16 protein-coding genes are annotated in these 20,269 nt (G+C 58.2%); 11 read left to right on the forward strand and 5 right to left on the reverse strand.

The window, feature by feature from the left end; translation table 11 throughout:
* Positions 1–71 precede the first annotated feature (71 nt).
* The 4 genes from HMPREF2708_RS08930 (at position 72) to HMPREF2708_RS08945 (ending at position 5,690) form a co-directional block, all read left to right on the forward strand.
* The gene (locus tag HMPREF2708_RS08930) at positions 72–962 is read left to right on the forward strand and encodes a cytochrome bc1 complex diheme cytochrome c subunit (protein WP_070833972.1); all 891 of its coding nucleotides are present in this window, start codon (positions 72–74) and stop codon (positions 960–962) included.
* Positions 959–2,170: a cytochrome bc1 complex Rieske iron-sulfur subunit gene (locus HMPREF2708_RS08935; RefSeq protein WP_038625865.1), complete on the forward strand. Its 1,212-nt coding sequence runs from the start codon at positions 959–961 to the stop codon at positions 2,168–2,170. The genes HMPREF2708_RS08930 and HMPREF2708_RS08935 overlap by 4 nt, the downstream gene beginning before the upstream one ends.
* Complete coding sequence (locus tag HMPREF2708_RS08940; protein WP_070833973.1) at positions 2,167–3,795, forward strand: cytochrome bc1 complex cytochrome b subunit; 1,629 nt, start codon at positions 2,167–2,169, stop codon at positions 3,793–3,795. The genes HMPREF2708_RS08935 and HMPREF2708_RS08940 overlap by 4 nt, the downstream gene beginning before the upstream one ends.
* A gap of 167 nt (positions 3,796–3,962) precedes the next feature.
* Positions 3,963–5,690, forward strand: a complete 1,728-nt coding sequence (locus HMPREF2708_RS08945) for an ABC-F family ATP-binding cassette domain-containing protein (RefSeq protein WP_070833974.1) — start codon at positions 3,963–3,965, stop codon at positions 5,688–5,690.
* Positions 5,691–5,869: 179 nt separating this feature from the next.
* Here the strand turns inward: HMPREF2708_RS08945 and HMPREF2708_RS08950 are convergent, their stop codons facing one another.
* Positions 5,870–6,316: an aa3-type cytochrome oxidase subunit IV gene (locus HMPREF2708_RS08950; RefSeq protein WP_070833975.1), complete on the reverse strand. Its 447-nt coding sequence runs from the start codon at positions 6,314–6,316 to the stop codon at positions 5,870–5,872.
* A 35-nt stretch (positions 6,317–6,351) separates the two neighbouring features.
* Entirely contained in the window at positions 6,352–7,527 is a 1,176-nt protein-coding gene (locus HMPREF2708_RS08955) for an aa3-type cytochrome oxidase subunit II (RefSeq protein WP_070833976.1), read from the reverse strand.
* A 500-nt stretch (positions 7,528–8,027) separates the two neighbouring features.
* Between HMPREF2708_RS08955 and asnB the strand changes: the two genes are divergently transcribed.
* Positions 8,028–9,953, forward strand: a complete 1,926-nt coding sequence (gene asnB / locus HMPREF2708_RS08960) for an asparagine synthase (glutamine-hydrolyzing) (RefSeq protein ID WP_070833977.1) — start codon at positions 8,028–8,030, stop codon at positions 9,951–9,953.
* Positions 9,954–10,139: 186 nt separating this feature from the next.
* Here asnB and HMPREF2708_RS08965 read toward each other — a convergent pair whose 3' ends face one another.
* Complete coding sequence (locus HMPREF2708_RS08965) at positions 10,140–10,481, reverse strand: HesB/IscA family protein (RefSeq protein WP_005512007.1); 342 nt, start codon at positions 10,479–10,481, stop codon at positions 10,140–10,142.
* A 314-nt stretch (positions 10,482–10,795) separates the two neighbouring features.
* Between HMPREF2708_RS08965 and HMPREF2708_RS08970 the strand changes: the two genes are divergently transcribed.
* From HMPREF2708_RS08970 to HMPREF2708_RS08985, 4 genes are all read left to right on the forward strand, one after another.
* The gene (locus HMPREF2708_RS08970) at positions 10,796–11,560 is read left to right on the forward strand and encodes a DUF3043 domain-containing protein (RefSeq protein ID WP_070833978.1); all 765 of its coding nucleotides are present in this window, start codon (positions 10,796–10,798) and stop codon (positions 11,558–11,560) included.
* Between the two features lie 12 nt (positions 11,561–11,572).
* Entirely contained in the window at positions 11,573–12,166 is a 594-nt protein-coding gene (locus tag HMPREF2708_RS08975; protein WP_070833979.1) for a bifunctional adenosylcobinamide kinase/adenosylcobinamide-phosphate guanylyltransferase, read from the forward strand.
* A gap of 102 nt (positions 12,167–12,268) precedes the next feature.
* The gene (gene cobT / locus HMPREF2708_RS08980) at positions 12,269–13,306 is read left to right on the forward strand and encodes a nicotinate-nucleotide--dimethylbenzimidazole phosphoribosyltransferase (RefSeq protein ID WP_070833980.1); all 1,038 of its coding nucleotides are present in this window, start codon (positions 12,269–12,271) and stop codon (positions 13,304–13,306) included.
* 5 nt (positions 13,307–13,311) lie between these two features.
* Positions 13,312–14,184 carry an adenosylcobinamide-GDP ribazoletransferase gene (locus tag HMPREF2708_RS08985; protein ID WP_070833981.1) on the forward strand — a complete coding sequence of 291 codons (873 nt, stop codon included), beginning with the start codon at positions 13,312–13,314 and terminating at the stop codon, positions 14,182–14,184.
* A gap of 560 nt (positions 14,185–14,744) precedes the next feature.
* Here the strand turns inward: HMPREF2708_RS08985 and HMPREF2708_RS08990 are convergent.
* Together HMPREF2708_RS08990 and HMPREF2708_RS08995 are read right to left on the reverse strand one after the other, a co-directional pair.
* Positions 14,745–16,643, reverse strand: a complete 1,899-nt coding sequence (locus HMPREF2708_RS08990; RefSeq protein WP_070833982.1) for a vWA domain-containing protein — start codon at positions 16,641–16,643, stop codon at positions 14,745–14,747.
* A gap of 489 nt (positions 16,644–17,132) precedes the next feature.
* Positions 17,133–18,248, reverse strand: coding sequence for a branched-chain amino acid aminotransferase (locus tag HMPREF2708_RS08995; protein ID WP_070833983.1), 1,116 nt, complete (start codon positions 18,246–18,248; stop codon positions 17,133–17,135).
* Positions 18,249–18,470: 222 nt separating this feature from the next.
* On the opposite strand from HMPREF2708_RS08995, the gene HMPREF2708_RS09000 reads away from it, so the two are divergent.
* Both HMPREF2708_RS09000 and HMPREF2708_RS11435 read left to right on the forward strand, forming a co-directional pair.
* Positions 18,471–20,009: a leucyl aminopeptidase gene (locus HMPREF2708_RS09000; protein WP_070833984.1), complete on the forward strand. Its 1,539-nt coding sequence runs from the start codon at positions 18,471–18,473 to the stop codon at positions 20,007–20,009.
* Positions 20,010–20,182: 173 nt separating this feature from the next.
* On the forward strand, positions 20,183–20,269 hold an 87-nt coding region (locus HMPREF2708_RS11435; RefSeq protein ID WP_246818318.1), incomplete at its 3' end, for a biotin/lipoyl-containing protein.

A 20,269-nucleotide genomic window follows, 5' to 3' on the forward strand; every position in this document is an offset into this window, starting at 1 on the left:
TATTGGCCGTCCTTTGTTTAGTACGGCCTACAGCCCATCCACTTTCCACGAACAGTCTTAAAGGGAAAAAGATGGAAAACACTACCTCCGAAACCAAGGACACCACGTCCTTGGCTGCGGCTCCGAAGTCAAAGGGCCGCCGCAAGATGCGCCGTACTGCCTCCGGCATTATGGCTATGGCTCTCGCCCTCACCGGCGCGGGCTTCCTCGCTAATGCTCTGACCCCTGATGCACAGACGGCTACTGCTCAGCAGGATGAAGCCGCAATGATTAAGCAGGGTAAGGAACTTTATGACGTTGCTTGTATTACTTGCCACGGCGCCAACCTCCAGGGCGTTAAGGACCGCGGTAAGTCACTGATTGGCGTCGGCGAGGGTTCGGTTTACTTCCAGGTTCACTCCGGTCGTATGCCGATGCTTCGCAATGAAGCTCAGGCAGCACGTAAGACCCCGCGTTACTCCGAAGAGCAGACGCTGGCTATCGCAGCCTACGTCCAGGCTAATGGTGGCGGCGCAGGCATTGTCCGCGACGAAGACGGCTCCATTGCTATGGAGTCGCTGCGCGGTAAGAACGCCGGCCCGAACGGTGAGCTTGACAAGGCTGACGTTGCTCGCGGTTCCGAACTGTTCCGCCTGAACTGTGCATCCTGCCACAACTTCACCGGTCGTGGCGGCGCACTGTCCAGCGGTAAGTACGCACCGGTCCTGGATCCTGCAAATGAGCAGGAAATCTACCAGGCCATGCTGACCGGCCCGCAGAATATGCCGAAGTTCTCTGACCGCCAGCTGTCTGCTGACGAGAAGAAGGACATCATCGCCTACATCAAGAACTCCAAGGAAACTCCGACCCAGGGTGGTTGGGGTATTGGTGGCATCGGCCCGGTTGCTGAGGGTCTTGTCATGTGGATTGTAGGCATCGTCGCTCTCGTAGCGGCCGCTCTTTGGATTGGATCCCGCCGATGAGTAATAACGAAAACAAGAAGTACAGCTCCGAAGAGCTGTCGAAGATGAGCAATGCGGATCTCGCTCGTCTGGGCGCTGAGCTCGACGACGTGACCATTGCTTACCGCAAGGAACGCTTCCCGATTGCCAACGACCCGGCTGAAAAGCGCGCGGCCCGTGGCGTCGCCATCTGGCTGGCTCTGTCGGTCATTCTTGGCCTGGCATTCATCGCCATCTACCTGTTCTACCCGTGGCACTACAAGGGTCACGGCGAAGAAGGGCTGTGGCTGTACACCATGTACACCCCGCTGCTGGGTATCACCATCGGTGGCTGCATCGTCACCCTGGGTATTGGTGCAGTTAAATTCACCAAGCGCTTCATCCCGGAAGAGATTTCGGTTCAGCGCCGCCACGATGGTCCGTCCGAAGAGGTCGACCAGAAGACTATCGTTGCCCTGCTGAACGATTCTTGGCAGACCTCCACCCTGGGCCGTCGCTCCGCTATCAAGGGCCTCCTCGGTACCGGTGCCGTCCTGGCTGGTATCGGCATGATTCTTCCTCTTGGCGGCATGATTAAAAACCCGTGGAAGCCACGCCACGACGTTGACGTCACTGGTGACGGAACTCTGTGGACCACCGGTTGGACTCTCGTTGAGCAGGGCCACAAGGTTTACCTGGGTCGCGACACCGGTGCTATCGCTGAAGAGGGTGCACACGGCTACACCACCAAGGGCGTTTCCCGTCTGGTTCGCCTCCGCCCGGAGGACCTGTCCGCAGGTTCTATGGAGACTGTCTTCCCGCTTCCGGAAGAGGACGTCAACGACGGCGACAAGTACTCCAAGGATGCCGATGTCTACGAGGCACACATGCACTCGATTCACGGCTCCCGCAACTCGGTCATGCTGATTCGTCTGCGTTCCCAGGACGCTGAAAAGGCAATCCTGCGCAAGGATCAGGAAGACTTCCACTACGGCGACTACTTCGCCTACTCGAAGATTTGTACACACATTGGTTGCCCGACTTCTCTGTACGAACAGCAGACGAACCGTATTCTCTGCCCATGCCACCAGTCGCAGTTCGATGCACTGCACTACGGCAAGCCGGTCTTCGGTCCAGCTGCTCGCGCTCTTCCGCAGCTGCCGATCAGCGTTGATGAAGAAGGCTACATGTACGCAGAGGGCAACTTCGTTGAGCCCGTCGGTCCGGCATTCTGGGAGCGTCAATCATGAGTAATCCAACGAAACTAGCAACCGCTGCTAAAAATATGGATGACCGCTACACCCTGTCTGGCGGCATGCGTAAGCAGCTCAATAAGGTATTCCCTACCCACTGGTCCTTCCTGCTGGGTGAGATTGCACTCTACTCCTTCGTAGTCCTGCTCTTCTCGGGTGTTTACCTGACTCTGTTCTTCGACCCGTCGATGTCGAAGGTCATTTACGACGGTGCCTACGCGCCACTCAACGGTGTCGAGATGTCTCGCGCCTACGAGACCGCCCTGCAGATCTCCTTCGAGGTTCGCGGTGGTCTGTTCATTCGCCAGATCCACCACTGGGGTGCTCTTCTGTTCGCCGTGTCCATCATGGCGCACATGTTCCGCATCTTCTTCACCGGCGCATTCCGCAAGCCGCGTGAAGCTAACTGGGTCATCGGTTCCATCCTCCTGCTGCTGTCCGTGGCAGAGGGCTTCATGGGCTACTCCCTGCCGGACGACCTGCTTTCCGGTGTTGGTCTGCGTATTATGTCCGCAATCATCATCGGTCTGCCGATTATCGGCACCTGGCTGCACTGGATGATGTTCAACGGCGACTTCCCGGGTGACATGATCATCCCACGCCTGTACATTGCACACGTGCTGATTCTCCCTGCTCTGCTGCTGGGTCTGATTGCCGCTCACCTGGCTCTGGTCTGGTACCAGAAGCACACCCAGTTCCCCGGCGCAGGTCGTACCGAGAACAACGTCGTCGGCGTTCGTATCCTCCCGATCTTCGCGGTCAAGTCCGTTTCCTTCGGTCTGATTACCTTCGGCTTCCTGGCGCTGTTCGCTGGTATCTTCCAGATCAACGCAATTTGGAACCTTGGACCGTACAACCCAGCGCAGGTTTCCGCCGGTTCCCAGCCGGATATCTACATGCTGTGGACTGACGGTGCTGCCCGTGTCATGCCGCCGTGGGAGCTCTACCTGGGCTCCTACACGATCCCGGCAGTCTTCTGGGTCGCCCTGCTCTGTGGTATTTTGGTTGTCCTGCTCTTCGCTTACCCGTTCATCGAGGCGAAGATCACCGGCGACAACGCCCACCACAACCTGCTGCAGCGTCCGCGCGACGTGCCGGTTCGCTCCGGCCTGGGTGCCATGGCTCTGGTCTTCTACACCCTGCTGACGCTGTCCGGTGGTAACGACCTGATTGCATACCACTTCCAGATCTCGCTGAACGTGATGACCTGGGTTGGCCGTATCGGTCTGATTATCCTGCCTCCGATCGCTTACTTCGTCACTTACCGAATCTGCATCGGCCTGCAGCGCTCTGACCGCGCTGTCCTGGAGCACGGCATTGAGACGGGCATCATCAACCAGCTGCCTGATGGTTCCTTCATCGAGGTCCACCAGCCACTGGGTCCGGTCGATGAGCACGGCCACGCCGTTCCGCTCGAGTACCAGGGTGCTTACGTCCCGAAGACCATGAACGAACTGGGCGCCGCTGGTAACCCGGGTCGCGGTAGCTTCTTCTCCCCGGACTCCCCGGAGATCGCCGAAGAGGCAGCTCGTATCGAGCACGAGAACCACGAGCAGCAGGCTCAGATGTTCCGTGACCTCGAAGCTCAGAACGCTGAAGAGCGTCGCCAGCTCGAGCAGTAAAACTCCGCGGTAGGTTTTCTACTGCGCTCAAATAAGACCACCCCGGTCCGCATCCACTTCGGATGTCGACCGGGGTGGTTTTTATTACCCAGGTTCTTCCGAACTCGCCTTGACTCCCGCATATGTCGGATACCAAATCTGCTGTTTACCAGTACTAAAATGGACATATGTCTACGAGTCCCTCCCCCACCACCGATCTTTCGAACAACGCCACACAGCTTGTCGCCAACGGTGTCAACTTCGACTACGAGGCCACGCCTGTTCTGCGCGATGTCTCGCTCACGCTTTCCGACGGCGATGTCCTCGGATTGGTCGGAGACAACGGAGCCGGAAAATCCACTCTTCTTTGGCTGCTGTCGGGTCGTCGTCGGCCCACGAGCGGTACGGTGACTCATATTGGCACGCGTGTGCTCGGCTCTCAGGAGCTGGAAGCGCCTTTCGACTCCACGGTGCAAATGCTTATCGATGAGGCCCTCGGCCCCTCGAAACGTCGTCTAGCGGAGTTGGAAGAGGCAGCTGAGGCGATGGCCTTAGCAGAGACCCCAGATGAGTCTGAGGCGGCAGAGAAGGCGTATTCGAAGGTCTTCTCGGACGTCATGGCTCACGATGACTGGAACGCCGAACATAACGCAGAAATTGTGCTCGACCACCTCGGCCTGACCGGTACTGCTCCCGACGGCGCTCCCCTGATAGAGCAACTAACCACGGAGATTTCCGGCGGGCAGCGGGCGCGACTGGGGCTCGCGATTACGCTCATTCGAAAGCCAGAGATTTTGCTTCTCGACGAGCCCACCAACCATCTCGATGAACGCGGTCGCCAGCTCGTGATTGACACCATTCAGAACCACCCTGGAGTGGTTGTGGTGGCAACACATGACCGCGACTTCCTGGATGCCGTTTGTACTGTAATTGGAGACTTGGTGCCGGGGCGCCCTGGTATCGGGCTGTTCCGTGGTAATTACTCCGACTACGCGAAGCACCGTCGCCACCAGCGTGAGCTATGGGAGCACCAGTGGCGCTCCGAGGAGCATGAACGCAATCGGTTGGAAGACACCATCGAGAACGGCGCCCGTGAGGTCTCACCGGGCCGGGCAATGCCTGACAATAACAAGATGGCTTACGACCGGCGTGGCGGTCGTGTAGAGCGGCAGATCGCCCGCCGCGTGCGTTCGGCTAAGCAGCGACTGGATGAGCTGACCGAGGAAGGTGTGGAGCGTCCGCCGGCGCTACTGGGCTTTGATGCCCCGTTGACGGCGCCCCTACCGACCAAGCGCGCTGCTTCGGGAAGCGATGAGGATTTTCACCTCAAGATGCGCGGTGTGGTCGTCCCAGATCGAATTCGAGTTGGTTCACTGATTATTCGTCCCGGAGACAAGGTCGTTATCACAGGCCCTAATGGGGCCGGCAAATCTACCTTGTTTAAGACGATCATGGGGCAAGTTGAGACGCAGGCTGGCGAGGTGCGTATCGGCGAGAACTGTCGAGTAGCCATGCTGGCTCAGGAACAAGACTGGGAAAACCCAAAGAAGTCCGCCCGTGAGTTGTACGACCTTGCTCCCAATGCCCGCGTGCCTCTCGACGACTTTGGATTGCTTAGCCCCGAGGATGCCAATCGCCCGGTAGGAAGCCTTTCCATCGGCCAGCAACGACGGGTGGCGTTAGCGTTGGTCGTAGCCAACCCGCCGGAGATCTTGCTGCTCGACGAGCCTACCAACCATCTGAGTGTGGATCTGATCGAGCAGGTCCAAGACGCGATCGCATCTGCAGAGGGCACAATTATTGTGATTACCCACGATCACCGCATGATTAACTCGCTCGAAGCGCGTCATCTGCAGGTGACTGATGGTGAGGTCATCGAACTGCCTAAGGGGCAGAAACCCGTCGAATTCGCTTGATACGGAATCACATACTGTCCACTCACCTACCGACTGCGGAGCCTAACCGGCAAAGTAACGCCGGTTGGGATCCCCCCCCCCACTTGCCCAAACAAAAAAGTCTCTCCCACTAACGCCCTTGTTAGTGGGAGAGACTTTTCGGTTATCTACGACTGTGGTTCAGTCTGATTGCACTCGGACTAGTGCTTCTCCGGCGGAGTGATGTACTGAGTGTTGAGCTTCGTACCGGCGATGATCAGGATTACCGCACCAAGAACGATCAGCCAGTAGGCCATGAATGCGATGCCGTAGCCCATGAGCAGGATGCCCATGGTCATCACGAACGGCCAAATCGAGCTAGCGGAGAAGAAACCGAGGGTACCTGCACCGTCGGCAATCTCTGCCTCTTCGAAGTCAGCCGGGGTGATGTCGGAGCGGCGCTCGGTGAAGTGGAAGTATCCACCGAGCATCAGAGTCATCAGAGCTGCGAGGACCAGGCCGGTTGCGCCAGCCCACTCGAGGCGACCCTGGCTTTCGTTGATGACGTTACCGGTGTCCTGGAGGTACTGAGTGCCGAAGATGTAGACGACAGCCATGAACCCCAGGAACACGGTAAGTCCGTAGAAGAGCTTTGCTGCAGACTTCATTTGAGAACTTCCTTTAGGTAAGAATCTTGCTGGGTTTACTTGGCGGTCGCGTTCAGGTCAATGGTGTTAGCACCACGATCACCCATGTCGCGGGTGTCGACACGACCGGAGTTGAACGGCGAAGTGGAGACTGCGAATGCCGGCTCACCGATGTGCTTCAGAGCATCAGCGTTAGTAGCTTCTGGGTTCTCCTGGCGGAACTTGATGTACTCGGTGAATGCCTCACGGGAGACAGCACGAATCTCGAAGTTCATCATTGCGTGGTAGGTACCACACATCTCGGCACAACGGCCAACGAATGCGTTCTTGACCTTGTCGCTCGGGTTGTCCTCTGGTCGGTTGGCAATCTTGTCCGAGTCGATTTTTTCAATCTGGAAGACACGGTTGGACTTGTTAGCCTCCGGGTGCGGGAACACGTCGCGCTTGAAGAGGAACTCCGGAACCCAGAAGGAGTGAATCACGTCAGCGGACGCGAGGTCGAACTGGACTGCAGTGTCTTCCGGAACAACGAGGACCGGAACCTCTTCGGTGGTACCGAGGGTCTCAATCTCGTCATAGTGCAGGTAGTCGAGGCTCTCCTTGGAGCGTCCGTGAACCGGGTACTCCTTCTGCTTTGCGCGATCCTCAGCGGACGGAACCTCGTGGCCGCCCTCGGTGAAGAACTGCTCATCAGCCGGCTTCTCAATACGGCCGTTGTATTCCTCGCCGCCCATCAGGTCAGCGGAAATGTTGGCGTAACCGAACTTCCAGTTCCACTGGAAACCGGTGACGTCGACGGTGACTTCCGGATCCTTATCCAGGGCAGTTACCTTGTCCTGAGTCTGAACCGTGAAGAAGAACAGAGTCATCACAATCAGAATCGGGAGAATGGTCAGAGACAACTCAACCGGAACGTTGTATGCAGTCTGGCGCGGGAACTCGCCCTTGCCCTTCTTCTCAGCCTTCTTAGCTGTGAAGTTTGCCATCGAGTAAAGGGTAACGCCCCAAACGATGATGCCGATAATCCAAGCTGCAACCCAGGTCCAAACCCAGAAGTTACCCATGGACTGTGCTTCCGGGGTCACACCTTCCGGCCAACCAAAGCGGAGCAGCTTGAAGAAGCCGTTCTCCGGAGGATTAACATCACAGCCGGCAAGCAAGGCTGCGCTACCGGTGGCAACGCCGAGGACGCCGAGCTTACGGGCGACTCCGAACTTTCTACGCTGATTCACGTGTGTCTGCCTTCCTGATCCACACAATTTTCGATAACCGATTAAGGTTTCGTCCTACCCAAGCAGAGTAGTCGATTCTTAAGCTTTCTCCACAATAAATATGGCTGTGGGGTGCCTTTGAGTATATCTGCCCTAATAAAATACTGAGAAAGACCCGCCTATCGGGGGTGGCATTCTCACCAGTTACACCCTGTTGACGCTCCTAAGTCTATGAATTTTTTAGTGTTTGCGCCACGCGCTGACGCACACACCGTCCCGAACAACCTCGCCCCGAGCCCTAGACACGGCAAACTCAGACATTCTCGCTTTTCCCCAAAAGGCATTAAAGTAGGTGCAGCATTTCTATGTGGCGCCAATCTGGGGTTCAACCCAGCTACTCAGCCACGCGGCGGTTCTTCACGGCCACCGGTTCAGGCGACAGCCAGTCGCGCTGAGCCGCTAGCTACGGAGCCGTCGAAAATCCACTAAGTGACACTAAGCGAAAGGTGCGCGCACGAAGCATGTGTGGTCTTCTCGGAATCCTGGCTGCAAATTCTGACGCAGCGGAGCTCGTTCCCGTTGTCGAAAGGGCTCTGCCCTGCATGCGGCACCGCGGCCCTGACGATGCAGGCACGTGGCACGATGAGGACGCAGTTTTCGGCTTCAACCGCCTATCCATTATTGATATTGCCCACAGCCACCAACCGCTGCAGTGGGGACCAGAGAATCAGCCGAATCGTTACTCCATGACCTTCAACGGCGAAATCTACAATTTCGTCGAACTTCGCGAGCAGCTGGAGAAGGAAGGCTATGCCTTTAATACCTCCGGCGATGGTGAACCTATCGTCGTTGGGTTCCACCACTGGGGAGCGGACGTCGTAAAGCACTTGCGCGGCATGTTCGGCATTGCCATTTGGGACAGCGTCGAGCGCAAGCTTTTCCTGGCGCGCGATCCGTTCGGCATTAAGCCTCTCTACTACGCCACCACCGAGCGCGGCACGATTTTCGGTTCTGAGAAGAAGTCCCTGCTCGAGGCCGCGCCGGAGATGGGCATCGATGCGAAGAAGCTGAATAAGCGCGCACTGGAGCACTACGTCGATCTGCAGTACGTGCCGGAGCCGGAGTCGCTGCACACCGACATTGTTCGTCTGGAGTCGGGTTGCACTGCCATCGTTACGCCTGGTGGCGAAGTTAAGCAGACCCGCTATTTCAAGCCGAATTTCCCGATTCAGCCAGTGACTAAGGGCGCTGAGCAGGACGTTTTTGACCGCATTGCTCGTGCGCTGGAGGACAGCGTCGAGAAGCATATGCGTGCCGACGTCACGGTGGGCTCGTTCCTGTCGGGCGGTATCGACTCCACTGCGATTGCAACTTTGGCTAAGCGCCACAACCCGAACCTGCTGACGTTTACCACCGGCTTCGAGCGCGAGGGCTTCTCCGAGGTCGATGTGGCTGCCGAGTCCGCCGCCGCCATTGGCGTCGAGCACATTGTGAAGGTCGTCTCGCCGGAGGAGTTCGCCGGGGCGATTCCGAAGATTATGTGGTACCTCGATGACCCGGTAGCTGACCCTGCACTGGTGCCGCTGTACTTCGTGGCCGCAGAGGCTCGTAAGCACGTTAAGGTCGTACTGTCCGGTGAGGGCGCAGATGAGCTCTTTGGTGGTTACACCATTTATAAGGAGCCACTGTCGCTGAAACCGTTCGACAAGGTTCCCTCTCCCCTGCTGCGCGGTCTGGCTAAGGTCGGCGAAGCTCTGCCAGAAGGCATGCGTGGCAAGTCGCTGCTGCAGCGAGGCACTACTCCGCTGGAGCAGCGCTACTACGGCAATGCTCGTTCCTTTAACTTTGAGCAGCTGCAGGAAGTCCTGCCGTGGGCCAAGCAGGAATGGGACCACAGCGATGTCACGGCACCGATTTACGCGCAGTCTGAAGGCTGGGACCCGGTGACCCGGATGCAGCACTTGGATCTGTTCACCTGGTTGCGTGGCGACATTCTGGTCAAGGCCGACAAGATCACCATGGCCAACTCCCTGGAGCTGCGCGTGCCGTTCCTCGACCGTGTGGTCTTCGACGTTGCACAGACGCTGCCGGTGGACATGCGTGTTTCTCACGGCACCACCAAGTACGCACTGCGTCGCGCCATGGAGCAGATTGTTCCGGAGCACGTTCTCAACCGCCGCAAACTGGGCTTCCCGGTGCCGATTCGCCACTGGCTGGCAGGCGACGAACTGCACGGTTGGGCCGAGGACATCATCCGCGAGTCCCAGACTGATGAGTTCATTAATAAGGACGCCGTGCTCAAGATGCTCGCCGAGCACCACCCAACCGAGCGCGACCACTCCCGCCGCCTCTGGACCATCCTGGCCTTCATGGTCTGGCACGGCATCTTCATCGAAGACCGCATCACTCCGGACATCGAGCAGCGCGACTACCCCGTCGAGCTCTAGTTCGCTAGTTCGCTTTACGACGGTTCCCGCGCCTCAACCCCATCCTGCCCCGGCAGGCTGCCACCATAGCCGGCGCAACCAAAAGAAAAGGCTCGGACCTCACTCAATTAACAAGAGTGAGGTCCGAGCCTTTTACTATCCGACGCTTTTTACAGCGTCTACTAACAGCTCTGCTCAGCTAATGACTTAGTTGAAGGAGTCACCGCAAGCACAGGAGCCAGTGGCATTCGGGTTATCGATGGTGAAGCCCTGCTGCTCAATGGTGTCAGCGAAGTCAATAGTGGCACCGGACAGGTACGGAACCGACTGGCGATCAACAACCAGCTTGACACCACCGAAAACCTCGGCGACATCGCCGTCGAGGCTGCGGTCATCGAAGTAGAGCTGGTAGCGCAGGCCGGCGCAGCCGCCCGGAGCCACAGAAATACGCAGTGCCAGGTCGGTAGCACCTTCTTGGTCCAGAAGTGCCTTTGCCTTGGCAGCCGCAGCTTCGGTCAGGGTAACGCCAGTGCTCTGAGCAGTAGTCATAGCGCGTGTCCTCCTTGTTGAAGTGTTTAAGTATGCGAGTCGACCCCAAGGTCGGCTACGTCATTATTTATCACAACCTTACCGACCAGTCTTTAATTCCCAATTCTGGGTTCTCTTTTTCTTTCTCTTTTTCTGAAGTCTCTTCTTGCCGCCACCTCGCAACCGCACCACGGCTTCCCACGCCACAACCGCACTCTCTCCCCTCCCACCCCACGCTGCGGCCACCCCAAAAACCACGCCCTTGCCCCGGAACCCTGGCCCTCAACCTGCAACCTAATTAGGGAAGCACCTTGGAGACCTTATAATCTGGGGTCGTGAATCTACCGTGGAAAAAGAATGACAAAAAGTCCAAGGCAGCTGACGCAACTAAAGCTGACGCAACCAACGCCGGAGACGTAGCCACCGACGCGACCGCATCCAGCGGCGCCAAGGGCACCGCTTCGGAGTCTCAGCAGCCCGAGAAGAAGCACAACGGTGCTTTTACTCCGAAGAAGGGGCGCCCCACCCCGAAGCGCAACGAGGTTGAGCGCGAACGCGGCATCCGCCGTGGCCCGGTCGAGGCACCGCTGACCGCTAAGGAAGCTCGCCAACGCCGCAAGGAACTTAAGGCCTCCATGTCCAAGGAAGAGCTCAAGGCCGCCAAGGCACGCGAGCGAGCAGAGCGACGTGAGCAGCGTCGCATTGCCGACGAGCGTATGGCCGCCGGCGATCCGCGCTACATGCTGCCGCGTGACCAGGGCGCTGAGCGCAAGTTTGTCCGCGACTGGGTTGATTCCCGCCGCTTCCTCGCTAACGTGTTCCTCCCGTTCGCGCTGATTCTGCTGCTGATTATGATGATTGGCACTTCCCTGCCAAAGCTGGCCAACATCGCATCTCTCATCGCGATGGTTCTCATCATCGCCCTGATTATCGAAGGTATCTACATCGGCCGCCGCGCCATCAAGCTGACGCGCGAGCGCTTCCCGAAGACGACCGAGGGAGCCTGGGGGCTGGGCTTCTACGCTTACTCCCGCGCTTCTCAGCCGCGTCGTCTGCGTACTCCGCGTCCGCAGGTCAACATCGGCGACGAGATCAAGTAGCCTCCATCTGCCATGCGCACTCTGGTTCTCGGTGGCGCCCGCTCAGGCAAGTCCTCATGGGCTGAGCACGAGCTGCTGGCCACCGCCGCAGCCTCAACCGACGGTGCCTCAGATGCCGCAGCCTCAGCGGTGTTGCACTACATCGCAACTGCACGGCCTTTCCCCGGTGATAGTGACTTTCATTCCAGGGTCGAGGAGCACCGCATTCGTCGTCAAGCACAGGCACAAGAGCACGGAGTGGCCTGGCACACGGTTGATGACGTCGATGCGGTGGATGCACTCGCTGGGCCGGGGCGGCGCATGTTGCTCGACGATGTCGGCACCTGGCTGACGCACATCATCGATGCGCAGGGGCTGTGGGAGGCACCGAGGGGCAGCGTCGCGCCGTGGACGCACTCGCTTGTCGACGCCGTGCGCAACTTCCCCGCAGATTCCGACCTGTTCATTGTGTCACCCGAAGTGGGCTTCGGTGTCATTCCCGAACACCGCTCAGGGCGGCTTTTCCGTGATGAAATTGGCCTTCTCAACCAGCAGCTCGCAGCTGTCTGTGATCGTGTTGTCTTAGTTGTGGCGGGCTGCCCTATGGAAGTCAAGGCGGCGAGCTAGATTCACTCCACGCCCCTCCTCCTATGACGGTCTTCCCAGCAATGCGAATAACTGTGTACCAATGGTCGGTACACAAATCATTTTCGGGTAGCGTTTGAGAGTATGAACGCGGATTATTTTGGACCGGTAGCGCGCCCTGACGAAGAGACTGAACAGGCCGCCCGCGCGCGCCATGAGCAGTTGACTAAACCCGCAGGCTCACTCGGCCGGTTGGAAGAACTCGGCATTTGGATTTCGGCGTGCCAGGGAGAATGCCCTCCGCATGACCTGGACGATTGTCGTGTTTATGTCTTCGCTGGTGACCACGGCATTGCCCAGGGCGGGGTGTCCGCGTACCCGTCCGAGGTGTCTATCCAGATGCTTGCCAACATCGAGGAAAAGGGTGCCGGCGTGAACGCTATCGCTGACATCGCGGGAGCCACAGTTACCGGTGTAGACATTTCCCTCGACCACGATGCCGAAGGGCCATACCGTATCCGTCGCAGCTGCGGTTCTATCGACCGCGAGGATGCGATGAGCGAGGAGGAGGTCGATAAGGCCATCCGCACGGGCATCGCTATTGCCGACGCCGCCGTTGATGAAGGCGCTGACCTGCTCATTGCCGGCGACCTGGGCATCGGAAACACCACTCCAGCCGCAGCGCTGATTGGTGCCGTGACCAACTCCGAACCAGTTGTCGTCGTCGGCCGAGGCACTGGCATTGATGACGAGGGCTGGAAGCTCAAGGTCGCTGCCGTGCGCGATGCCATGTTCCGCGTGCGTCGCCTGCGCAATGACCCGGTTGAGGTGCTCCGTCGTATTTCCTCGCCGGATATGACTGTGATGGCCGCATTCTTGGCTCAGGCAGCGGTGCGTCGCACTCCTGTGATTTTGGACGGAGTGGTTGTCACATCCGCTGCTCTGCTGGCTGACCAGCTCGCTCCGGGCGCCCGCGATTGGTGGGTCGCCGGCCACAAGTCGGCAGAGCCCGCGCACGCGCTTGCCCTTCGACACCTGGATAAGGAACCACTTCTCGAATACGGGATGCGTCTTGGCGAAGGCTCCGGCGCCGTCGCTGCCCTACCGCTGGTCAAGTCCGGCGTATCCGTCCTGCGCAACATGGCTACCTTCGCCGACGCAGGCGTAAGCACCAAGGACTAATCGACTTGTCCGACAAAGCCGGCCCGTCTCACCAGGACAACCTCGACGGTGATCCCTCCGCTCACGGCAATGCCGTCGCTGAGGCCATCACCACTGCCCTGTCCTGGCTCACTGTCCTGCCTTTCAAAGGCGCGAGCGTGTTCGACCGCATTACCGGCCGCCGCGCCATCGCTGCACTGCCAGTGGCTGGGCTCGTTCCTGCCGCGGGTGCAGTTCTCATCACGGCGGGGCTGTTCGCAACGTCGTCGTCACGCACGCCCACGCTTTACGACGTCACCCCGATTCTCGGCGGCGCCCTGATTATGGTGGCGGCACAGATGTTGACCCGCGCGATGCACCTGGATGGGCTGGCGGACGTGGCAGATGCCCTCGGCTCGTATAAACCGCCGGAGGGGGCGCGCGAGGTGCTGCGCGACCCGAGCACCGGCCCAATGGGCGTGGGCTCCATCGTGCTGACGATGTTGACGACGACGACTGCTTTTGCCGTGATTGTGGCTAGTGTGCTGTCACATTGGTCTGCTGGTCAGATGTGGCCTGGTGTGGTTGCGCTGTGCTTGCCTTTTGTGGCCTCTCGCGCGGCGGCAACGACTGCCTGCTGGCGTGGCTTTCCGCCTTTTTCGAACAGCGGCTTCGGCTCCCTGACGGCTGGTACACAGTCCACCGTGACGGTGGCCTGCTGGTGGACACTGCTACTAGCTGTGTCGGGCGGGCTGATTGGGCTCGTGGGCGTAGCCGCTTGTGTGCTGAGCTTCGGCGTTACACTGCTGCTGACACGGCACTGCGTGAAGAGGTTTGGAGGAGTCAACGGCGACGTGTTTGGTGCGGTCATTGAGGTAACATGCGCTGTCTGTGCCGTGGTACTTGCCATAGGGTTCTAGCAGGGAAAATGCACGCATTGCCCCCGTTGGGGTTTTCTTTAAAAAGAACTATTGACGGTCACTTTGACGCGGACGTATTCTGAGGGCACACCGCCGGGAAGGCGGAGTACAGGAGGCTCGTTTCGGGGCTCGCCCAAATTATTTTGCGCCGACCGTTTGCCGGGGCGCCAAGAACGAGCACACCTTCTAGCCTCCCAGCTAATTAAAAAAGCGCGTCCCGTCGCAGCAATGCACGGGATGCGCTTTTCTATGTTGGGGCGATACTCCCAGGTTTGGGTTCAGTGGGGTTTGGGTTCTGGGGGGCAAGTGACTGCGGTTATGTTAACGACGGCGAGCCGATGCGAGTTACTGACTGCGTTTATGACAAAAAATGGACCAAAAAATGGCCGGTAGGGTCATAAACTCGCACAGTTTCACATCTGCAGCCCATAAATTTTAGAGTTGTCAGTTTTTGTGGCTAAGTAGCAAAAAATGTGCCCGCCAGCGATACGCCAGGCGGACACACTTTTGCTGCTTTCCCTACCCCTCCTGCTCAGGAGCTTCCTGAGCTTACGGTTTGTCTACTCCTTGCGCTTCTTGTTCTGGTAGACGATTGCGCCTGCGATGCCGATAAACACGGCGACCGCTGCCACAACGGTGCCAATGACCAGCGGGCTCATACCCTCGTCTTCCATGTCCGACGAGGATGTGGATGCCTGAGAATCCCTATCAGAGGTCTCGGATCCCTTAGAGGAATCATCAGACGAGCCCTCAGATGAGTCTTCCGATGAATCCTTTGACGATTCCTGTTCCGACTCTCCCTTGGCCAGAATCGGCTTATCGGATGGAGTCGGGCCATTCTTGTCGGTCGGTCGCCAGTCAGGCCCCTTAGTTGGCTTGTTGTCCAGGAGGAATGCGAGCTGGAACGGCTGATCGATACCAGCGACCTCTTCTTCCGGGCGGTAGTTAGCCATGCGGACAGTCGCGTAGTAATAGCCGGCGTTGGCTATAGATTGTCCGCCAACATTGGTACTTCGGTTGTTGTATTCGACCGGACGATCTGTTGACAAATTCAGGTCCTCGGAATCCTGATAAAAGTGCATTGTTCCATCCGCCACGGAAACCTCGAATGGATTCAACAGAGCAACTCCCATGGAATCGGCATTATCGCGCTCCGAATTTCCAGTACGGGCAGCAATCACTGGTCGCTGACCCCATTCGACTGGAATCTTGTAGAACTTCTGCTCACCGGGAACGATTGTGTCGGAGATAGTGTCCCCAGACTTGACTTCCGGGGCTTGAGCTGCGTTATTGCCACCACTTACAGGCTTGGCTTCCCCGAAAGTGGCCTTTTTGTAGGCTTTGTCGCCGGAGGAATGCCGCCCCTCATCTAGCTTGTCAGCCTCCTGCTTTTTCAGCACTGGCTCAAACTGGACGCTAACCTCAACCTTCACGGGTTCATCACGATAGTCTGCTACTGATTCACTGTCATAGACCCATACGTTGTTTTCGACGAGCCATTTGGTTTGATCGCAGCTGGGTTCGATGCTGTCGCTATCCCATTCAAGAATGCTTGCATCTGCTGAGTTTGGAGTCCACGAATCGGCAGTTGCCGTGGCTCCGGTCAACGACCCCATGCGACTATCGTCCTGGCATTCTCCGCCGGTTTCATTGATGATTTCTTCAATTTCAGTTCGGACCTCTTGCTGCCCCTTACCCTCAGCATCGATATTCGCTAACACCTTTGAGGTAACAATCGCGTTGTGCCCCTTCGGAACTGCGATTCGGTAGTAGAGCGGGGTGCGGTCATCGTGGGCAACCTCTGGCACCAGCGTGGTCTGATACTTGCCTGCACCGAGCCACTTCGCACCTTCCTTGGTCTTGGAAAACTCGAACGGGGTACCCGTAGTTTCGTAGCCCTGCACTGACCGCTGAGTCAAGAATTTCATGTGATCCGCCAGCTGGGTGGCATCATCAGCAGTCATGCTTTGACCGCCAGTTGCCTGCGCAACACACTCAAGCTCAGCGCGAGCCTCTTCATCGACCTTGAATCCCACGGTGTGAATGGTCAGGCCAACGCCCTGTCCAGCCAACTCTTTGGCGACCTCGCACACTGGTGGAGGCGCACAAGTATCAATGCCATCGGAGACCAAGATAATTGACCGCTCCCCGTCCGGTCCTAGCTCTTCGGCAGCCTTACGCAGTGCATTGCCAATCGGGGTGTAACCCTTGGCCTGCAAACCGGCAATCTTGCTCTTCAGCGCCTCCTTGTCTACCTTCTGGACCGGTGACAGGACCTCAATGTCCTGACATCCCCGCTCGCGGTTGGATTCATCGCTGGATTCGCGCTGGCCATAAACCAGCATGCCAAGTAGCGCATCATCCGGGAGGGAGTCGATCAGCTCCGTGGATGCGCGCTTTGCCGCATCGAGGCGGGTGCCTCCGGCATCGTCGGCAAGCATCGAGCCTGACAGATCCATGATTAGCTCTACTTTTGCTTCGCCCGTGCCCCCTTCGCCCGTAGGAGCGGGCTGTTCCACCCCGGACGGTGGCGGCGTATCTTGAGCTGCCGCCACAGGAGCCGGGATTGCGCTAAACCCGATCGTCCACGCCGCCAACAACAGCGTGACGACGATGGTTACCCTTAGGCGCTTTGAACTACTTGACGAAAAACTATCTTTAAAAAAGTCTTGAACTACCACCATCACAGCGCCTCAAACTGTTTTCCCAACTACAAAAACCAATCGTGTTGGTAGTTTTTCACAGTGCCCCCGGTCACACTAGAGGTATTTTTAACGGCTAAACAAATGCCCTCTGAACAATTCATGAACCATGGGGAAACCGCACAGCCGTTGAGGAACCAGCAAAGCAAAAACGCAGCCCCTGACCAGCAAATACCGAGCAGGGGGCTGCGAAAGTACTAATTCTCGTAACCACTATTAAATTATCTTTTCCGACCTACGCCGAAACTAAGCCTCAACAAGCTTGTGAATCCAACCGTGGGTGTCCTCAACCTCACCGTGCTGAATACCAGTCAGACGCTCGCGCAGCTTCATAGTCCACTCGCCAGTGTTGCCGTTATTAATCTCAAACTCACCCTCAGCGGACTTCACAAAACCGACCGGGGTGATGACGGCAGCGGTACCACAGGCGAATGCCTCGCTCATGACACCGGAAGTGGCATCATTCTTCCACTCCTCGGTGGAAATGCGGCGCTCCTCGACATTCATGCCCAGATCCTGAGCAGCCTGCAGCAACGATGCCCGGGTAATGCCCGGCAGTAGCGAACCGGACAGCTCTGGAGTCACCAGGCGAACACCAGCGTCAGCGGTCTCATCCGGGTAGATGAACGCCAGGTTCATGCCGCCCATCTCCTCGATGTACCTACGCTCGACAGCATCCAGCCACACAACCTGGTCGCAGCCCTTTTCCTCTGCCTGCTGCTGAGCCGCCAGCGAAGCTGCGTAGTTACCTGCGAACTTCGCAGCACCGGTGCCTCCCGGCGCGGCACGCACGTACTCGTGGGAGATCCACACGGTCACCGGGTTAATACCACCGGAGAAGTACGCGCCAGCAGGTGAAGCGATGAGCAGGAAGGTGTAAGAGTTCGACGGGTGCACGCCCAGGGTGCTCTCAGTGGAGAACATGATTGGGCGCAGGTACAGGGATTCTTCGCCACCAGCTGGCGGCACCCATGCTGCATCGGCCTCAACCAGCAGACGGATTGCCTCGAGAAAGGTCTCCTCCGGCAGCTGCGGCATCGCAATGCGGTCAGCGGAGCGCTGGAAGCGACGAGCGTTCTGCTCCGGGCGGAAAGTAACAATGGAACCATCCGGCATGCGATACGCCTTCAGACCCTCAAAAATCGACTGCCCGTAATGCAGGACCGAAGAAGACGGCTGCATTTCAATCGAACCATATGCCTGCAGCTTGGCGTCATGCCAGCCCTCGTCTGCAGTCCAGTCAATTCGGACCATGTGGTCGGTGAAGTGCTTACCAAAACCGGGGTTGGCCAGAATCTCCTCGCGCTCGACATCAGAGAGTGGATTCGGGTTACGTTCGATTGCAAATTCCAAAGCAGACATGTCTTTCATCCTAAACCGTCGAGGATCGAGTCGTATCAATACTCGCCCCCGAAAGACCGTGTTAGTCAGGCTAATGTCAGCGTCGCGGGCACTAGGCGCGGGTACATTCCAATAGTCGTGGCGCTGTCTCGTCGGTCCGCTGTCCAGGGGTGAAGGACACGAACCGGCAAATAGGGATACGGTGGTGTACCACATAGTACGACTACAAGGAGATGCAACTACATGTCAGTCCCCGCTAACAATGATTCGACGCAGTTCGGCGCCTCTCGTAACGCTGCAGTTTTGTCCAATTACCTGCCGGCTATCGGCACTCGCGTGGTCATCGCTGCCGACAAGTCTCTGCCCGCGGACGCCGACGCGGTTCTCGTCGCGCTTATCGACGGCGAGGATGGCCTCGAGCTGGTCGCACCCGAGGCCATCGGTTCGGTTGCAGAGCAACTGCTCGCCTCCTTTGAGGCAGTCTCCGCCAGTGCTAAGGCCGAGTCCGTGACCACCATTCCGGCCCCCGCTGGCCTGGATGTCGACAGTGTCACGGGCGTTGGCGTGGGTTCTGAGGACCTGGATGCAGAGGATATCCGCCGTGCCTGCGGTGCCGCTGCCCGCCGTATGTCCAAGGCCAAGGTGGTCTTTAACACTCTCGGCGCCATCGATCCGCAGGCTGCAGCCGAGGGCTTTGCACTGGGCGCTTACGCTTACTCCGGCCAGAAGAGCGCCGAAGAAAGCAACGAGGACACCCAGAAAGTGGTCGTGTTGGGCGCTGATGACGACGTCGTAAAGCGCGCTGCGGCGATTGTGGATGCCGTTGCCACCGCGCGTGACTTCGTCAATACAGCATCGTCGCACCTCTACCCCGAGACGTTTGCTGACGCTGCTGCAGCGCTGGGCCGTGACGCAGGGCTCGAGGTCGAGGTGCTTGACGACGACGCTCTGTGCGCCGGCGGTTTCGGAGGCCTCAATGCCGTGGGTGGCGGATCCTCGCGCGGGCCGCGCCTGGTGCGCCTGATCTGGAAGGGCGATGAGTCGGCAGAGAAATCGCTGGGACTGGTCGGTAAGGGCATCACCTTTGATACCGGCGGTATTTCGCTGAAGCCGGGCGCCAGCATGGAGAACATGATCTCCGATATGGGCGGCGCTGCGGCTGTTATTGCCACAGTCGTCCTGGCTGCCCGTTTGGGTGTTTCCACCCCGGTGACCGCAACCGTTCCGATGGCAGAGAACATGCCGGGCGGTAAGGCGTACCGTCCGGGCGATGTCATTACGCAGTACGGCGGTAAGACCATTGAGATTCTGAACACCGACGCAGAGGGCCGCCTCGTACTCGCGGACGCCATTGTCCGCGCCTGCGAAGACAAGCCGACTCACCTGATTGACACCGCCACCCTGACCGGTGCGCAGCTGGTCGCTCTTGGCGAGCGTACCCCGGGCGTCCTGGGTAACGACGAGTTCCGTGACCGTGTTGCAGAGCTGTCTCAGAGCATTGGTGAAAATGGTTGGGCAATGCCGATTCCAGTTGAGCTAGCAGAGGCCTTGAAGTCTCCGGTCGCTGACCTGCGGAATGTCACGAACTCTCGCTTTGGCGGTATGAGCGTGGCCGCTGCATACCTGCGCGAATTCGTTGGTGAGGATGTTGAATGGGTTCACATCGACGTTGCCGGTCCGGCCTTCAACACCACTGGGGAGTATGGTTATACCCCGAAGCGGGGCACTGGTGTCCCGGTTCGCACAATGTTCTCTGTAATTGAGGATTTGGCAACGAAGTAGCCGGTCATCCGACTGCGCCCCGCCCGGCTGGAATCCTGGCTGAAATGAGCTATTCCACACACCAGTCGAGGGCGGGCGCAGCCCACGGGGCAAGCAGAGTTTTCAACCTGTAAGCTTATTTGTAATAACCGTCTTAAAACGAGATTTCTTAACTTTTCGAGGAGTGCACAAACATGGCGACCTCTATTGAGATGCCGGAGCTCGGTGAATCTGTTACCGAAGGCACCATTACCACCTGGCTGAAGAAGGTCGGCGACACC

The organism is Corynebacterium sp. HMSC073H12 (genome assembly GCF_001837775.1).
Lineage (GTDB): Bacteria > Actinomycetota > Actinomycetes > Mycobacteriales > Mycobacteriaceae > Corynebacterium > Corynebacterium amycolatum.